Below are 15,845 nucleotides of genomic sequence, written 5' to 3' on the forward strand. Positions count from 1 at the left end.
CAGCGTTCATCCTGAGCCAGGATCAAACTCTCCAATAAAGTTAGTTTGTCTAGCATCTAAAATAAAAATTGACGTTTCACGTTGTTTGTTTCGTTCAGTTTTCAAAGAACTACTTGGTCGCTCATTTGCGACTTCCTTATGTTAACATCTTCGTTTTTCAATGTCAACTAAGTTTTTCAATTTCTTTTTTGTCGTTTTTTGCATTTCCGCATCAGCGACGGTTATTAATTTATCATATAATATCTATCAACGTCAACACTTTTTAATAAAAAGTTCTTTTTCTTACATAACGAATACATTCCTCTGCATTAGCGACTCTTCGAAACAAACAAAAAATGATTTTATATCTTTCTTCCATTGCCTTTTTTACAACGTCATGAATACGTTCATCTTCAAAATCAAATAAAAGTTCTTCTAACTCTCTCTTCAATATATATTCCATTTCTTTTTTCTCTTCTTTCGTTAACATAAACCCAAGCAAATCATCACCTCAATCATTTCTTCCAGAGCAATAAACCTTAAGCCCATTTTCATTTAACAAAATCCTACCATCCATTATATCCACTACTTACGATATTAATCCCTTGTTCTCTTTTTTATATTTACAGCATATATGTAACTGAAAAGGATTGGACAAAGGGGCGTAATATTATGTTTTTCTTTTTTATTACGAGTAAAAGAAACTTTAAACACATTAGCTTAATAGTGATACTTTCCTTATTTACAGCATGGCTACTCTTTTTGAAAACATATTCACACGAGTCTGCTTTCTCAACCGCTACAGGACCTAAAGTTATTTACAAAGGCGACACCTCTAAAAAACAAGTTGCATTCACGTTTGATATTAGTTGGGGAGACAAAAAAGCAATTCCAATCCTTGATACACTTAAAGAAAGAGATATTAAGAATGCAACCTTCTTCCTTTCTGCTGCATGGGCAGAAAGACACCCTGATGTTGTTGAACGCATCATAAAAGATGGACATGAAATCGGTAGTATGGGTTATAATTACACGTCCTACACTTCTCTAGAGGCAAATGAAATACGAAAAGATCTTCTGCGAGCACAAGATGTTTTTACAAAACTCGGTGTGAAACAAATTAAACTATTGCGTCCACCTAGTGGAGACTTTAACAAGGCAACACTTAAAATAGCAGAATCACTCGGATACACTGTCGTTCATTGGAGTAATAACTCAAACGATTGGAAAAACCCGGGCGTAAACAATATCGTTTCCACCGTCTCTAATAATTTAAAAGGTGGAGATATCGTCTTATTACATGCATCCGATTCTGCTCTTCAAACAAATAAAGCTTTACCACTGCTTCTACAGAAATTAAAGAGTGACGGCTATGAGCAAATATCCGTATCACAACTTATTTCCAACACAAGTACAAAAAGTAAAGATGTTCAATAATTTTTTACACATAAAAAGCTCTACTACCTTTCATTCAGGTAATAGAGCTTTTTTAACCCGCTATTTTCATTCGTACAACTACCCTGCGTAAAACTCACTTAATTAGGCCGACTTACTCGTCTTTCCAATTAAACGATGTAATATAAGTAACTGATATGCATTACATAATAAAAGTGGTATCACCATTAAATATAACCAATCTGTATCATTAATTCGAAGTGCTGGTACCCACTCAAGAATTGTTACAACGACCATAAAAAACAAAGCTGGTACAAATGCCTTTTTATTCGTTTCCTTACTTTTTATATAAGCAACGATGGCACCAAACATAAATAACACACCAGCAACAAGTATGTTATTCCCTAATGAAACTTCCCCATTTGCAATCAATACCGATCTTAAATACACAAAATCAAATAAAACGAATGCAATAAAGAAGAGCTGGACTATATTCCATAAAGAAGACGATCGGAACATTCCTAGTCCAAAACGGTGGATTGTTAAATAAGCAAAGAACCCCATTTGACTTATCACACTAAAAATAAATCCTACACCCATCAACCAGAAGGAAACTGCCAAAATTTCCTTTCCGTCGAAATTTTGAAAAAATTTAGCGTACTTGTCCCACTCTAAAACAAATCCAATAATGACTGTACTAACCCCACCAAGAAACAACGTCGTAAAAAATAGTCGTACCCACTTGCGGCTATTCACAACACATCCCCCATTATCCTTATATTTCTAATTAAATTGTATCAATGACAATTTCAAAAAGCTAGCCATGTTCATGTATAAATTCCTTAAAGATATTTATATTAAAAAGAGAGAACTGTGCTGAAAGGAGTTCCAACTTATGAAACGGATGCTGCTCGTTTTGACTTCTTCTTTTCTATTTCTTGTACTTGTAGCATGTGCACAAGAAAAAGAAGCAAAGTCCGAACTTGATTATGATCAAACGAAGAAAATGATTGTTGATATTTTAAAAACCGATCAAGGTAAGAAAGCCATTCAAGATGTGTTAACTGATGAAAAAATGAAACAAGCACTCATACTAGATGAAACAGTAGTAAAGAAAACAATTGAAGATGCAATGGTATCCGATAAAGGGCAACAATTCTGGGAAAAGCTCTTTAAAGACCCTGAGTTCTCATCGAAATTCGCTAAAAGTATGGGAAAAGAACAAACAGCCTTAATGAAAACATTACTAAAAGACCCTGAATACCAAGCAGGCGTCATGGAAATTATGAAAAACCCTGAAGTAGAAAAAATGATGTTACAAACGATGAAGAGCAAAGAATACCGTCAATATTTACAACAAGTACTAACAGAAACTGCTGAAAGCCCACTCTTCCAAGCTAAGATGATTGATATTATTAGTAAAGGTGTCCAAAAAGCCGAAAAAAGTGGTTCTGATAAAAAGGAAGCCGGCGGTGAAGGTGGTTCCCAAGAAGGTAAAAAGGAACAGCAGTAAAAATAATAACGATAATAATGAGTGGACAATATATGTATCATCCACTCATTATTATTTTATTTTTGCGCAACAGTTGTTTTATCAATTACCGTTTCAGCTATTGTGCGGTAAATAAGACCTGTCGTATGCGTATCTTCATATACTGACGGCGCAAAATCTTCTTTATTCCAATCAGGTTGTTGAAGCGGGATTCGGCCAAGTACTTCTGTTTGAAGTTCTGTAGCTAATTTATCTCCTCCACCTCTTCCAAACACATATTCTTTTTCGCCAGTTGTTTTACTTTCAAAATAAGCCATATTCTCAACAACACCAAGAATACTATGTTCTGTACGTAAAGCCATTGCTCCAGCACGTGCTGCTACAAATGCCGCTGTTGGATGCGGTGTTGTGACAATAATCTCTTTACAAGCTGGTAGCATCGAATGTAAGTCTAGCGCAACATCACCTGTACCTGGTGGTAAATCTAAAACTAAATAATCTAAATCGCCCCATTCTACTTCTGTGAAGAAATGATTTAACATTTTCCCAAGCATAGGTCCTCTCCAAATAACCGGTGCATTATCTTCTACAAAGAACCCCATTGAGATTACCTTTACACCTAGACGCTCCACTGGAATGATTTTATCTCCTCTTACTACAGGGCGTTTTTCTATCCCCATCATATCAGGTACGCTAAAACCATAAATATCGGCATCAATGATACCAACTTTTTTCCCTAGACGAGCTAGAGCAATAGCAAGATTAACAGAAACTGTTGATTTCCCTACTCCACCTTTTCCACTAGCCACTGCTAAAAATGTCGTTTTCGAATTTGGTGACAATAAAGATTCAGTTTGCTCTTCTTCTTGTTCTGGTGCAAACTGAGCTAATTCCTCTTCTGTAAATTCTGCAAAGCGAAGTCCTACTGTTGCTGCTCCTAGTTCTTTCACTAACTTTACAATTCCAGATTGCAATTGCATTTGTTCCGCTGTACCGGTTTTTACGATTGCAATTTTAACACTTACATGTTCCTTCTCAGGCTTGACTGTCACCTCTTTAATTGCCCCTGTTTCTTTTAACGTTTTATGTAAAAACGGATCTACAATCCCTTCTAACGCTTCCACTACTTGCTCTTTCGTTACCATAATTAGCCCAGCCCCCTGTATGAAAAATAACATAATGTTAATTAAATATATCTCTCTTTACTTTTGAAATAAATGCGTTTACATTTCCAGTATAACATATTTTCGGAAAACTTCGTTAACGAGAGAAACGCAAAAAAATCCTCCTTATTCTGGAGGATTTCCTTTTTCCGTGAAATAACGTAATATACCACGATATACTGCAGCCGCTACCTTTTGCTGATATTTCTCCGAATTTAACATATACCTTTCATTTACATTCGATAAAAAGCCAGCTTCAATTAAAGCGCCTGGTGTTTTCGCATACTTTAATAAATACACATGAGAAATTGTTTTAGCAGAACGATTTGTATTCTCTAAACTCGTTCTCAACTCAGCTTGTATAAATTTCGCAGCACGTTCATTTTCAATTGAAGAACGGTAATAGAACGTTTGTGCGCCCTTTGATCCACTACTAGTTAAAGCATTTAAATGGATACTTGCAAAAAAGTCTACATCGGGTTTATTAATAATCTCTACACGTTTTTTTAAATCTTCTGCTTTACGTCTACTATATGACTTTGTATCTTTCTGTGCTAAATCATAATCTCCCTCACGTGTTAAAATAACTAGCGCACCTTGCTCTTGTAAATAATCTTGCACCTTCTTTGTAATCTCAAGCGTAATATCTTTTTCTACAATATCCTTGCCACCAACAGCCCCTCCGTCTGGTCCACCATGCCCAGCATCTAATACGATTACTTTCCCTGATAAGGGTAAATTCCAAGCCCGCCACGATTTTGTAATTTGAAATTCTTGTTTGACTAAAAAAAACAAAATAACCGCAGCGAGTGCAAAAGAGATAATTCGAATTCTCTTCATACCTTTCCTCCTCCAGCTAGTCCCTCTAATTACTTATATGGGACAAGAGGAAAGTTTATGCTTGTCTTAATGAAGCTTTAATCGATATCTTCTTTCACCTTTTTCATATCCTTCCTGCCACCATAAGCCGATAAACTGCTGGCAAGATTCAAAGAGTAATTCCTCATCTTGTAACTTAATTTCTCGCATAGTCATGCTCGTTAAAAATTGAAATAGTGTTTCCGTTAATTGTTGCTCTTCTTCTAAGGCCCTATATTTCACATCAAAGAACGATTCGCCATAATAGCCAAATTTACTATATCTCGCTCCTAATAAATACGATTCTATCCCTAATTCAATGCAGTAATCTTCATACTGACGATGAAGTTCCTGCATCTGAAAGGCATCTCTAATATTTGAACGTAATGTTTTTAATGATAATTCCCGCAGCATCTTCCGCTCATATTTCAACTGCTTTTCTTTTTGTTTTTCTTGTAAGCTGACAATGACATTCATAGTACTTATAAACCTCCCTAATACGTATTAGTCTAAACTTCTAAAGAAGAAGCATACGCAAGAGGATAGCACTAAAATATTCCAAACTACAAAAATTACAAAAGAGGAATGAAACATAAAAAAACCCCAACCAAAATGGTTGGGGTTTGTAGTTCGCAAAAATTAACGTTTTGAGAACTGAGGTGCACGACGTGCGCCTTTAAGACCGTATTTTTTACGCTCTTTCATACGTGCGTCACGAGTTAATAGACCTGCACGTTTTAGTGTTAGACGGTATTCTGGATCAGCTTTTAATAAAGCGCGAGAAATACCGTGACGAATAGCACCAGCTTGACCAGTGTATCCACCACCATTTACGTTTACAAGTACATCGTAGTTACCTAAAGTTTCTGTTGCAACTAGAGGTTGTTTCACTACTTCACGTAATGCAGCAAATGGGATATAGTTTTCAAAATCACGACCGTTAATGATAACGCGTCCTTCGCCTGGAACTAGGCGTACGCGCGCTACTGAACTCTTACGACGTCCAGTGCCATAGTATTGAACCTGTGCCAAAGTAAGCCCTCCTTTAATTGATTATCCGCGAAGTTCGTAAACTTCTGGTTTTTGTGCTTGGTGTGGATGCTCTGCTCCAGCATACACGTTTAGTTTCTTAGAAACTTGACGGCCTAAGCGTCCTTTTGGAAGCATGCCTTTAATTGCAAGCTCTAACATTTGTACAGGGTAGTTTGTACGCATTTCAAGAGCTGTTCTTTGTTTAAGTCCACCTGGGTGGTTAGTGTGACGGTAGTAAATTTTATCGTTTAATTTATTACCTGTTAAATGAATTTTCTCAGCGTTAATAATAATTACATGATCACCCGTGTCAACGTGTGGTGTAAATGTAGGTTTGTTTTTACCACGTAAAATGGATGCTACTTCACTAGCAAGGCGACCTAAAGTTTGACCTTCAGCATCAACCACATACCATTTACGCTCAACTTCGTTAGCTTTTGCCATAAAAGTCGTACGCATGTGTTTCCCTCCTCGTTATCTTTTCCATAGAAAAAATCTATTGTTTATCTTAAACACGATTTCCTTCCGGGGCTAATCGTGGTTTTAGAAACAATACCATATGTTATGATATACTTTTGAGTTTCTAATGTCAAGCAAATGTTACACCAGGATTAGTTGTTATAGTTTACCTGCCATAAATAAAGCCCATGACCAGGAGCCATCTTTCCAGCAAACTGACGATTTTGTTTCGCTAAAATCTCTGGAATGCTATCCGGATCAAGCTTTCCTTGCCCTACGCTCAGTAACGTACCAACAATAATCCTGACCATATTATATAAAAATCCATTACCTACAAAACGAAAAATTAATTCATCATCTTGCTCAATTAGCTCGATTTCATAAATTGTTCTCACTTTATCTTTTTTGTCAGTTTTTGCCGAACAAAAAGAAGTGAAATCATGCGTTCCAATAAAATAAGGAATCGCTTTTCTTATAGCGTTTATTTCGAGCGGATATGGATATTGATATACGTAATTTCTACGGAATACATCCGCAGTCTTTGATAATAATACACGATAACGATATTCTTTTCTCTCGACACCGTAACGTGCATGAAATTCTTCTGTTTTTTTCTCTACCTGTGTGATAACAATATCATCTGGTAACATTGTGTTTAATGCATTGTTCCATTGCCACTCTTCAAGAGACAACGGTGTATCAAAGTGTATGACTTGTCCTTTAGCATGAACAGTAGAATCTGTTCTGCCCGATGCCTGAACACGGACAAGTTCCCCTTTATGCAATTTCTGTAAAGCTTTCTCTATTTCTTGTTGAACAGTACGATGCTGCGGTTGAATTTGATAACCACAAAAGTGCATGCCATCATATGCAACCGTACATTTTATTCTATCCATTTCTTTATTCTCCATTACGATCGCACCCATGCCAAAATACAAGCTAAACAAAGTAAGCTTATAATCGTTACTGTATCGCTTGTTTTCCAGCGTAGTTGCCTGAATTTAGTACGTCCTTCGCCACTTTGATATCCACGGGCTTCCATAGCAATTGCTAGGTCCTCTGCACGCTTAAAAGCACTGATAAATAGAGGAACGAGTAGTGAAATGATAGCTTTCATCCTATCTTTTATCGGTCCCCCTGCAAAATCAATACCACGTGACGATTGTGCCTTCATTATTTTACTCGTTTCATCCATTAATGTCGGAATAAAACGAAGAGAAATTGACATCATTAATGCGATTTCATGAACAGGAACTTTTATACGCTTCAACGGCTTTAATAACGTCTCCAAACCATCTGTAATCTCAATGGGTGTCGTCGTTAACGTTAATAATGTCGTCATTAAAATAATAACGAAGAATCGTATAGAAATGTATATTCCTTGCTCTAATCCTTTTTCATGTATCGAAAACCAACCAAGCTGGAATAGTACTTCCCCTTCTTTATTTGTAAAAATATGCAGGAAAAATGTAAAAAGAAAAATCCATAGAATTGGTTTTAAGCCCGAAAGTACATAACGAATCGGCACTTTTGCAAAAAATAAAGCAATGAGTGCATATAAAAATAAAAATCCATATGAAATCGCATTATTTGCTAAGAAAACAACAAATACATATAAAAAGACAATCAGCAGCTTCGTACGTGGATCAAGTTGATGAATAAGAGAATTCCCTGGAATATACCTTCCAATAATCAACTGCTGCATGATTCATGACCACCTTTTCGTAACACCTGCACAACTTCATGAGTAAGATCCTCTAAAGATAAGGTAGCCTTTGGGATTGAAATGCCAAACTTCTCTTCAATTGCACGTTTATACTTTAAAGACATAGGAAGATCCACGCCAATTTTCTCTAGTTCATCAGCATGTGAAAATACTTCCTCTGCACTTCCTTGCAAAAAGACCGTTCCTTTATGCATGACTACAATCTGCTCGGCATATTTAGCAGCATCCTCCATATTATGCGTTACAAGGATAACTGTAAGGCCTTTCTCCTTATGTAGCTTATAAAACATCTCCATAAGTTCATTTTGCCCTTTTGGATCTAGTCCTGCTGTAGGTTCATCTAATACAAGCACTTCGGGTTCCATCGCTAATACGCCTGCTATCGCAACACGCCTCATTTGCCCACCACTTAACTCAAATGGTGAACGTGCTAACAGTTCTGGTTCTAACCCTACAAGTTCAATTGCCTCTCTTGCTTTTTGCTTCGCTTCTTCTACAGATACACCAAAATTAGTAGGGCCGAAGCAAATATCTTTCTCCACAGTCTCTTCAAACAACTGATGTTCTGGGAATTGAAAGACAACCCCTACCTTTTTACGTAGTGGCTTTAGCTTTTTTTCTTTCTTTCCTGCCGAAATGAAATGTTCACCAATTTGAACTGTGCCATTTGTCGGCTGCAATAAACCATTTAAATGTTGAATCATCGTCGACTTACCTGAACCAGTATGACCGATAATGGCATAATAGCCCCCACTTGGAAACGACACGTCTACATCATAAAGTGCGCGTCTTTCAAATGGAGTTTTATATTGATAACGATGTTCTACTTTTTGGAATGTAATCTCCAAAGTTCGTTCACCAAGCTTTCCATTGTAAGATGCGTATTTTGCAAGAGAATTTCATTTCTTTTTAATAATTCTGCTATTTTCACTGAAAATGGTACATCTAATCCAATTTCTTGGAGCATATGAGAGGACTTAAAAATTTGTTCTGGAGTCCCTTCCTCTAATATCTCTCCCTTATTTAAAATAATAACACGGTCTGATTGTGCCGCTTCTTCTAAATCGTGCGTAATTGATAACACGGTAATACCTTTTTCATTAACAAGTTGTCTAACCGTTTCTACCACTTCACGTCTCCCTTGAGGGTCTAGCATTGACGTTGCTTCATCTAATATCAAAATAGATGGCTGAAGTGCTAAAACGCCTGCTATTGCTACTCGCTGCTTTTGCCCACCAGATAAAGAATGAGGCTCATCATTAAGAAAATCTTCCATACGGACTAGTCGTAAGGCCTGATCTAATCTTTCTACCATCTGCTCTCTTGGCATTCCGATATTCTCTAAACCGAAGACAACGTCATCTTGCACTGTTGTTCCAACAAATTGATTATCCGGATTTTGAAATACCATCCCAATTTGTTTTCGAACATCCCATACCGTTTCCTCTGACAAAACCATTGCATCATTTACTGTAATTGTCCCTGCTTCCGGCAAAAACAAACCATTCAATAATTTTGCAAGTGTAGACTTCCCAGAACCGTTTTGTCCAATAACAGATACCCATTCTCCTTCATATAAGGAGAATGAAACATCTTTTAATGCATAAGTGGCTGCACCAGGATATTGAAATGATATATTTTCTGTCCGAAGTTTCTCTTTTTTCAATACAAGGCACCCTTTCCTTCGCCAAGTAAGCCTATTTTTATATTTAAAAAAAAGGGCCATGACCAGTTTCTTGAAAAGAACTGTCCTGCCCTTTTAATTATCATTATACTAACTCGATAATTACCATTGGTGCTGCGTCTCCGCGACGTGGACCAATTTTTGCAATACGAGTGTATCCGCCTTGGCGCTCAGCATAGCGTGGAGCTACATCAGCGAATAGTTTTTGAAGTGCATCTTGACCAGTCTCAGCGTTAGCTACTTCATTGCGAATGAAAGCTGCTGCTTGACGACGAGCATGAAGATCTCCGCGTTTACCTAAAGTGATCATTTTTTCCACTACAGAACGAAGTTCTTTTGCACGAGTTTCTGTCGTTTGGATGCGCTCGTTGATAATTAAATCAGTAGCTAAGTCACGTAACATAGCTTTACGTTGCGCACTTGTACGGCCTAATTTTCTGTATGCCATTCGTAGTTCCCTCCTTTGTTGATGGGTTTAAATCCTCAGTCGTCTTTACGTAAACCTAAACCTAATTCCTCAAGTTTATGTTTAACTTCTTCTAAGGATTTACGTCCTAAGTTACGAACTTTCATCATATCTTCTTCTGTTTTGTTCGCAAGCTCTTGTACAGTATTAATTCCTGCACGTTTTAGGCAATTATAAGAACGAACAGAAAGGTCTAGTTCTTCGATAGTCATCTCAAGAACTTTCTCTTTTTGATCTTCTTCCTTCTCGACCATAATCTCAGCATTTTGTGCTTCATCAGTTAAACCAACAAAGATATTTAAATGCTCAGTTAAGATTTTGGCACCTAAAGAGATAGCTTCTTTTGGCCCGATGCTTCCATCCGTCCATACATCAAGCGTAAGCTTATCATAATTAGCCACTTGTCCGACACGTGTCTTTTCCACTTGGTAAGTCACACGTGATACTGGAGTATAAATAGAATCAATAGGAATTACTCCTATTGGTTGATCTTCGCTTTTATTTGCATCAGCTGGCGTATACCCACGGCCACGCTTTGCAGTTAAACGCACGCGGAAATGCGCATCTTTTGCTAACGTTGCAATGTGTAAATCTGGATTTAAGATTTCTACATCACTATCGTGAGTAATATCAGCAGCTGTGACAATACCTTCGCCCTGCACATCAATTTCCAACGTCTTCTCTTCTTCAGAGTAGATTTTAAGAGCTAACTTTTTCAAGTTTAAGATGATCGTTGTAACGTCTTCTACTACGCCCTCAACTGTTGAAAATTCATGTAATACGCCATCGATTTGGATAGCAGTAACAGCGGCACCAGGGAGTGAAGATAAAAGAATACGACGTAAGGAGTTACCCAACGTAGTACCATATCCACGCTCAAGCGGTTCAATTACGAATTTACCATATTTAGCATCTTCGTTAAGTTCAACCGTTTCGATTTTCGGCTTTTCGATTTCAATCATTAACTAAACCCTCCTTCAAAACGTCGAAACCCCGGTTAAACAAAGGTATAACCCCTGTCTAACCGAAAGTCCCCCTTAGGCAGTTCCCGATTGTGCACAACAAGCGATGTTTCTGTACGAAATTTCTCGATAATGCATCATATCCATTATAGACAAAAGGGAAAATTCTATACAGAAAAATTACACACGACGACGTTTTGGTGGACGACATCCATTATGAGGAACTGGAGTAACATCTCTAATTGCTGTTACTTCTAGACCTGCAGCTTGAAGAGCACGAATTGCAGCTTCACGACCAGCACCAGGACCTTTAACAGTAACCTCTAAAGTTTTTAAACCGTGTTCCATTGCAGCTTTAGCAGCAGTTTCAGCAGCCATTTGCGCAGCGAATGGAGTAGATTTACGAGATCCACGGAAACCAAGTGCACCAGCACTAGACCAAGAAAGTGCGTTACCGTGAGTATCTGTAAGTGTTACGATTGTGTTGTTGAAAGTAGAACGAATATGAGCTACACCAGCTTCAATATTCTTTTTCACACGTTTTTTACGAGTGTTTGTTTTACGTGCCATTGTTAGTTCAACCTCCTTTACTTATTATTTCTTTTTATTTGCTACTGTACGACGTGGACCTTTACGTGTACGAGCATTGTTTTTAGAGTTTTGACCACGAACTGGTAAACCACGACGGTGACGAAGACCACGGTAAGAACCGATCTCCATTAGACGTTTGATGTTAAGAGATACTTCACGACGAAGGTCTCCCTCAACTTTAATACGATCGATGATATCACGGATACGTCCTAATTCGTCTTCCGTTAAATCACGAACTCGTGTTTCTTCAGAAATACCTGCTTCTGCAAGAATTTTTTCAGCAGTTGTGCGACCAATGCCGAATACGTAAGTTAAAGAAATAACAACGCGTTTGTCTCGAGGAATATCTACACCTGCGATACGTGCCATTACGAATGCACCTCCTTCTGATTAACCTTGTTTTTGTTTATGTTTAGGGTTTTCACAAATAACCATTACTTTTCCACGTCTACGAATAACTTTACATTTTTCGCAGATTGGTTTAACTGACGGTCTTACTTTCATGTCTCGAACCTCCTTAAAGATTACGGAGTGCTATATTATTTAAAACGGTACGTAATACGACCACGATTTAAATCGTACGGAGATAATTCTACCGTAACTTTGTCTCCTGGTAAAATACGAATGAAGTTCATACGGATTTTACCAGAAACGTGAGCCAATACGACATGCCCATTCTCTAATTCTACTTTGAACATAGCATTTGGCAACGTTTCAAGAACGGTACCTTCGACTTCAATTACATCATCTTTAGCCATTCAATAGTTCTCCCTTCATCAAATCAGTAACATTTTACACTGCTCTGAAATCCCGGAGAGCCAGCTACTTATAAAGTGGTAAGGATTTCGTATCCTGCTTCTGTAAGAGCAATCGTGTGCTCAAAATGGGCACACCATTTACCATCTACCGTTACCACTGTCCAGTCATCAGATAGTGTTTTTACATATCGTCTTCCTTGATTCACCATCGGCTCAACACAGATGACCATTCCCGGCTTTAATCTAGGGCCTCTATTTGGTGGACCATAGTGCGGGATTTGAGGGTCCTCATGTAAGTCTTGCCCGATTCCGTGACCAACATACTCCCTAACGATCGAGAATCCATTCTCTTCAGCATGGGTTTGAACCGCATGTGAGATATTTGATAATCTCTCGCCTGGTTTTACTTGTTCTAGACCAAGATACAACGATTTTTCTGTGACATCAAGTAGCTTTTGAACAGATTCAGAAATGTTTCCAACTGGATACGTCCATGCAGAATCTCCATGGTACCCATTGTATTTCGCACCAATATCGATACTGATGATATCGCCCTCTTTGAGCTTGCGCTTCCCTGGAATTCCGTGTACAAGCTCTTCATTTACAGAAGCACATATGCTCCCCGGAAATCCGTTGTATCCTTTAAAAGATGGCGTAGCACCATATTTTTGAATCGTCTTTTCCGCTATTTGATCGAGCTCTTTCGTTGTAATTCCTGGAGTAATGTGCTGTTTTAACTCTTGATGAGTTAAAGCAACGATCCTGCCAGCTTCTCGCATGATTTCTATCTCGCGAGGAGTTTTGCAGATTATCATTACGCTAAGCCTCCGATGAGAACATCGATATCAGCAAATACTTTATTGATATCTTGCTCACCATTAATGCTTTGTAAGTAACCAAGCTCCTCGTAGAAATCAAGCAAAGGTTTAGTTTGCTTAATATTTACATCTAAGCGATTTGCTACAGTTTCTTCATTGTCATCAGAGCGTTGATATAATTCGCCACCACATTTATCGCACACGTCAGCTTTTGCTGGCGGATTGAATTCTAAGTGGTAAGTCGCACCGCACTCTTTACAAATGCGACGGCCTGTAAGGCGCTTTAATAACAACCCTGAATCCACATTAATGTTTAAAACATAGTCGATTTTTTTGCCAAGATCTTTCATAATCTCTTCAAGAGCTGATGCTTGTGCAACTGTTCGTGGGAAACCATCTAATAAGAAGCCTCTTACGCAGTCTTCTTGGCTTAAACGTTCACGAACGATTCCGATTGTAACTTCATCTGGAACAAGTGCACCTTTATCAATAAAGGATTTTGCTTGTAAACCCATTTCAGTTTCAGCCTTCATAGCTGCACGGAACATATCTCCTGTTGAGATGTGAGGGATGTTATACTTGGCAACAATCTGTTCGGCTTGTGTACCTTTACCAGCACCAGGAAGCCCCATTAAAATTAAGTTCATCCTTGTTCCCCCTCAGAGTACATGAGCATGTAGGGAAGACAATACTTCCCACTTACTCACTGCTTGATAAACCCTTTGTAATGGCGTTTTACCAGTTGGCTTTCTAGTTGCTTCATTGTTTCTAAAGCAACGCCGACAACGATTAACATACTCGTTCCACCGATCTGTGCAGATGGAGGAAGATTTCCCAGCTTCGTAAAGATAACTGGTAAGATTGCAATCGCTGCTAGGAAAATTGATCCTACAAAGGTCAAACGATACAAGATTTTTGTTAGATATTGTTCTGTATTCTTACCCGGACGAATACCTGGAACATATCCACCTTGTTTGTTTAGATTCTCTGACATTTGCTCTGGATTAACCTGAACAAACGCATAGAAATATGTGAAGGCTACAATGAGCGCAACATATATGATCATTCCCACTGGGTGAGAATAGTTAAAGTTTGCAATAATCCACTGCGATACATCATGTTTCGGGAAGAACTGTGCAATAGTCGGAGGCGTAATTAAGAATGAAACAGCAAAAATTACTGGAATAACACCAGCACTATTTACCTTAAGCGGTAAATGTGTGTTTTGTGCTCCAGCATAACCACCATTTCCTCCTGTTACACGCTTCGCATATTGAATTGGGATCTTTCTAACAGCCTGTTGAATGAAAATAACACCCACAATAACTGCTAGCACAGCTAGTAAGATCAATGCAACTTTAACGATACTCATGAACAATTGATCTCCGATATTTTGAAACTGTTGCTGATACACTTGAGATATAACACTTGGGATCGCTGCGGCAATACCACCGAAGATTAGGATGGAAATACCATTACCTACACCTTTAGCTGTAATCTGTTCACCTAACCACATTAAAAATGCAGTACCAGCAGTCAGTACCGTAGCAATGTATAAATAAGTGCTCCAACCAGGATTCAAAATTAATTGTCCACCTACCATACCGTTAAAACCGATTGACATACCAAACCCCTGAATAAACGCAAGAACAATTGTAAAATAACGCGTGAATTGCGTTAATTTACGACGGCCCATTTCACCTTGCTTCGCCCATTCCGAAAATTTAGGAACAACATCCATCTGCAATAATTGCACGATGATGGATGCTGTAATATACGGCATGATTCCCATCGCAAAGATGGAGAAGTTTTTCAAGGCTCCACCGCCAAATGTATTTAGAATACCTAAAGCATTTAATTGATCTTGTGCCTTCAGTACGTCTCCATTTGTAAATGGCACGGGGATAAACGTGCCAATCCTGAATACGATTAACATCGCTAAAGTGAATAATATTTTACGTCTTATCTCAGCAACGCGCATAAAGTTGGAGATTGTACGAAACATTAGATCACCTCAACTGATCCGCCAGCTGCTTCAATTGCTTCTTTAGCACTTGAAGAGAACTTGTGCGCTTTAACAGTTAGTTTTTTCTCTACTGCGCCGCTTGCAAGAATTTTAACACCGTCGTTTAATTTGCTGATAACGCCAGTTTCCAGCAATAATTCAGGTGTTACTTCTGTACCATCTTCAAAACGATTTAACGTTGATAAGTTTACAATAGTAAACTCTTTACGGTTAATGTTTGTGAAGCCGCGTTTTGGTAAACGACGGAATAATGGAGTTTGACCACCTTCGAAGCCAAGACGAACACCGCCGCCAGAACGTGCGTTTTGTCCTTTATGACCTTTACCAGCAGTTTTACCGTTACCAGAACCGATACCACGACCGACACGGTTACGTACTTTACGAGAACCTTCTGCAGGTTTTAATTCATGAAGTTTCATTCCCAGGCACCTCCTTA

General features: G+C 38.2%; 23 protein-coding genes. 2 read left to right on the forward strand and 21 right to left on the reverse strand.

What is annotated here, in order from left to right:
- Nucleotides 1-262: 262 nt before the first annotated feature.
- Nucleotides 263-481 (reverse strand): hypothetical protein, encoded by a 219-nt coding sequence (locus tag ACTFRS_RS27510; RefSeq protein WP_000900296.1) that lies wholly within the window; start codon nt 479-481, stop codon nt 263-265.
- A 170-nt stretch (nt 482-651) separates the two neighbouring features.
- Here ACTFRS_RS27510 and pdaB point away from each other — a divergent pair, with 170 nt between their 5' ends.
- Nucleotides 652-1,416 (forward strand): polysaccharide deacetylase family sporulation protein PdaB, encoded by a 765-nt coding sequence (pdaB, locus tag ACTFRS_RS27515; protein WP_242293988.1) that lies wholly within the window; start codon nt 652-654, stop codon nt 1,414-1,416.
- Nucleotides 1,417-1,518: 102 nt separating this feature from the next.
- Here pdaB and kbaA read toward each other — a convergent pair whose 3' ends face one another.
- Nucleotides 1,519-2,130 (reverse strand): KinB signaling pathway activation protein KbaA, encoded by a 612-nt coding sequence (gene kbaA, locus ACTFRS_RS27520; RefSeq protein ID WP_001088517.1) that lies wholly within the window; start codon nt 2,128-2,130, stop codon nt 1,519-1,521.
- Between the two features lie 139 nt (nt 2,131-2,269).
- Between kbaA and gerD the strand changes: the two genes are divergently transcribed.
- Nucleotides 2,270-2,887 (forward strand): spore germination protein GerD, encoded by a 618-nt coding sequence (gene gerD / locus ACTFRS_RS27525; RefSeq protein WP_000827521.1) that lies wholly within the window; start codon nt 2,270-2,272, stop codon nt 2,885-2,887.
- Nucleotides 2,888-2,943: 56 nt separating this feature from the next.
- Here the strand turns inward: gerD and ACTFRS_RS27530 are convergent, their stop codons facing one another.
- From ACTFRS_RS27530 to rplO, 19 genes are all read right to left on the reverse strand, one after another.
- The gene (locus ACTFRS_RS27530) at nt 2,944-4,011 is read right to left on the reverse strand and encodes an Mrp/NBP35 family ATP-binding protein (protein ID WP_000256608.1); all 1,068 of its coding nucleotides are present in this window, start codon (nt 4,009-4,011) and stop codon (nt 2,944-2,946) included.
- A gap of 144 nt (nt 4,012-4,155) precedes the next feature.
- The gene (cwlD, locus tag ACTFRS_RS27535; RefSeq protein ID WP_000822436.1) at nt 4,156-4,869 is read right to left on the reverse strand and encodes an N-acetylmuramoyl-L-alanine amidase CwlD; all 714 of its coding nucleotides are present in this window, start codon (nt 4,867-4,869) and stop codon (nt 4,156-4,158) included.
- A 66-nt stretch (nt 4,870-4,935) separates the two neighbouring features.
- Entirely contained in the window at nt 4,936-5,364 is a 429-nt protein-coding gene (locus ACTFRS_RS27540; protein ID WP_001101006.1) for a YbaK family protein, read from the reverse strand.
- Between the two features lie 162 nt (nt 5,365-5,526).
- A complete protein-coding gene (rpsI, locus tag ACTFRS_RS27545) occupies nt 5,527-5,919 on the reverse strand; it encodes a 30S ribosomal protein S9 (RefSeq protein ID WP_000079986.1) in 393 nt (130 codons plus the stop codon).
- Between the two features lie 21 nt (nt 5,920-5,940).
- Nucleotides 5,941-6,378 (reverse strand): 50S ribosomal protein L13, encoded by a 438-nt coding sequence (rplM, locus tag ACTFRS_RS27550; RefSeq protein ID WP_001260793.1) that lies wholly within the window; start codon nt 6,376-6,378, stop codon nt 5,941-5,943.
- A 152-nt stretch (nt 6,379-6,530) separates the two neighbouring features.
- Nucleotides 6,531-7,274: a tRNA pseudouridine(38-40) synthase TruA gene (gene truA, locus ACTFRS_RS27555; protein ID WP_011039908.1), complete on the reverse strand. Its 744-nt coding sequence runs from the start codon at nt 7,272-7,274 to the stop codon at nt 6,531-6,533.
- A 14-nt stretch (nt 7,275-7,288) separates the two neighbouring features.
- Complete coding sequence (locus ACTFRS_RS27560) at nt 7,289-8,083, reverse strand: energy-coupling factor transporter transmembrane component T family protein (protein WP_001186532.1); 795 nt, start codon at nt 8,081-8,083, stop codon at nt 7,289-7,291.
- Entirely contained in the window at nt 8,071-8,952 is an 882-nt protein-coding gene (locus tag ACTFRS_RS27565; protein ID WP_098669537.1) for an energy-coupling factor ABC transporter ATP-binding protein, read from the reverse strand. Before ACTFRS_RS27565 ends, ACTFRS_RS27560 begins: the two co-directional genes overlap by 13 nt.
- On the reverse strand, nt 8,928-9,770 hold the full coding sequence (locus ACTFRS_RS27570) for an energy-coupling factor ABC transporter ATP-binding protein (RefSeq protein ID WP_139869733.1): 843 nt from the start codon (nt 9,768-9,770) through the stop codon (nt 8,928-8,930). Before ACTFRS_RS27570 ends, ACTFRS_RS27565 begins: the two co-directional genes overlap by 25 nt.
- A gap of 103 nt (nt 9,771-9,873) precedes the next feature.
- The gene (rplQ, locus tag ACTFRS_RS27575) at nt 9,874-10,236 is read right to left on the reverse strand and encodes a 50S ribosomal protein L17 (protein WP_000331490.1); all 363 of its coding nucleotides are present in this window, start codon (nt 10,234-10,236) and stop codon (nt 9,874-9,876) included.
- Nucleotides 10,237-10,271: 35 nt separating this feature from the next.
- The gene (locus ACTFRS_RS27580; RefSeq protein ID WP_000569643.1) at nt 10,272-11,216 is read right to left on the reverse strand and encodes a DNA-directed RNA polymerase subunit alpha; all 945 of its coding nucleotides are present in this window, start codon (nt 11,214-11,216) and stop codon (nt 10,272-10,274) included.
- 180 nt (nt 11,217-11,396) lie between these two features.
- Nucleotides 11,397-11,786: a 30S ribosomal protein S11 gene (rpsK, locus tag ACTFRS_RS27585; RefSeq protein WP_000101799.1), complete on the reverse strand. Its 390-nt coding sequence runs from the start codon at nt 11,784-11,786 to the stop codon at nt 11,397-11,399.
- A 24-nt stretch (nt 11,787-11,810) separates the two neighbouring features.
- Entirely contained in the window at nt 11,811-12,176 is a 366-nt protein-coding gene (rpsM, locus tag ACTFRS_RS27590) for a 30S ribosomal protein S13 (RefSeq protein ID WP_000090788.1), read from the reverse strand.
- Nucleotides 12,177-12,197: 21 nt separating this feature from the next.
- Nucleotides 12,198-12,311, reverse strand: a complete 114-nt coding sequence (gene rpmJ / locus ACTFRS_RS27595) for a 50S ribosomal protein L36 (protein WP_000868344.1) — start codon at nt 12,309-12,311, stop codon at nt 12,198-12,200.
- A 35-nt stretch (nt 12,312-12,346) separates the two neighbouring features.
- Nucleotides 12,347-12,565: a translation initiation factor IF-1 gene (gene infA / locus ACTFRS_RS27600; protein ID WP_001029884.1), complete on the reverse strand. Its 219-nt coding sequence runs from the start codon at nt 12,563-12,565 to the stop codon at nt 12,347-12,349.
- Nucleotides 12,566-12,633: 68 nt separating this feature from the next.
- Nucleotides 12,634-13,380: a type I methionyl aminopeptidase gene (gene map, locus ACTFRS_RS27605; RefSeq protein ID WP_000582539.1), complete on the reverse strand. Its 747-nt coding sequence runs from the start codon at nt 13,378-13,380 to the stop codon at nt 12,634-12,636.
- Complete coding sequence (locus ACTFRS_RS27610; protein WP_001048996.1) at nt 13,380-14,030, reverse strand: adenylate kinase; 651 nt, start codon at nt 14,028-14,030, stop codon at nt 13,380-13,382. Before ACTFRS_RS27610 ends, map begins: the two co-directional genes overlap by 1 nt.
- Before the next feature lie 56 nt (nt 14,031-14,086).
- Nucleotides 14,087-15,388 (reverse strand): preprotein translocase subunit SecY, encoded by a 1,302-nt coding sequence (secY, locus tag ACTFRS_RS27615; RefSeq protein WP_000490114.1) that lies wholly within the window; start codon nt 15,386-15,388, stop codon nt 14,087-14,089.
- Nucleotides 15,388-15,828 carry a 50S ribosomal protein L15 gene (gene rplO, locus ACTFRS_RS27620; protein ID WP_000766083.1) on the reverse strand — a complete coding sequence of 147 codons (441 nt, stop codon included), beginning with the start codon at nt 15,826-15,828 and terminating at the stop codon, nt 15,388-15,390. The genes secY and rplO overlap by 1 nt, the downstream gene beginning before the upstream one ends.
- Between the last annotated feature and the right edge of the window lie 17 nt (nt 15,829-15,845).

The sequence above is a fragment of the Bacillus cereus group sp. MYBK139-1 genome (genome assembly GCF_051916915.1).
Lineage (GTDB): Bacteria > Bacillota > Bacilli > Bacillales > Bacillaceae_G > Bacillus_A > Bacillus_A pacificus.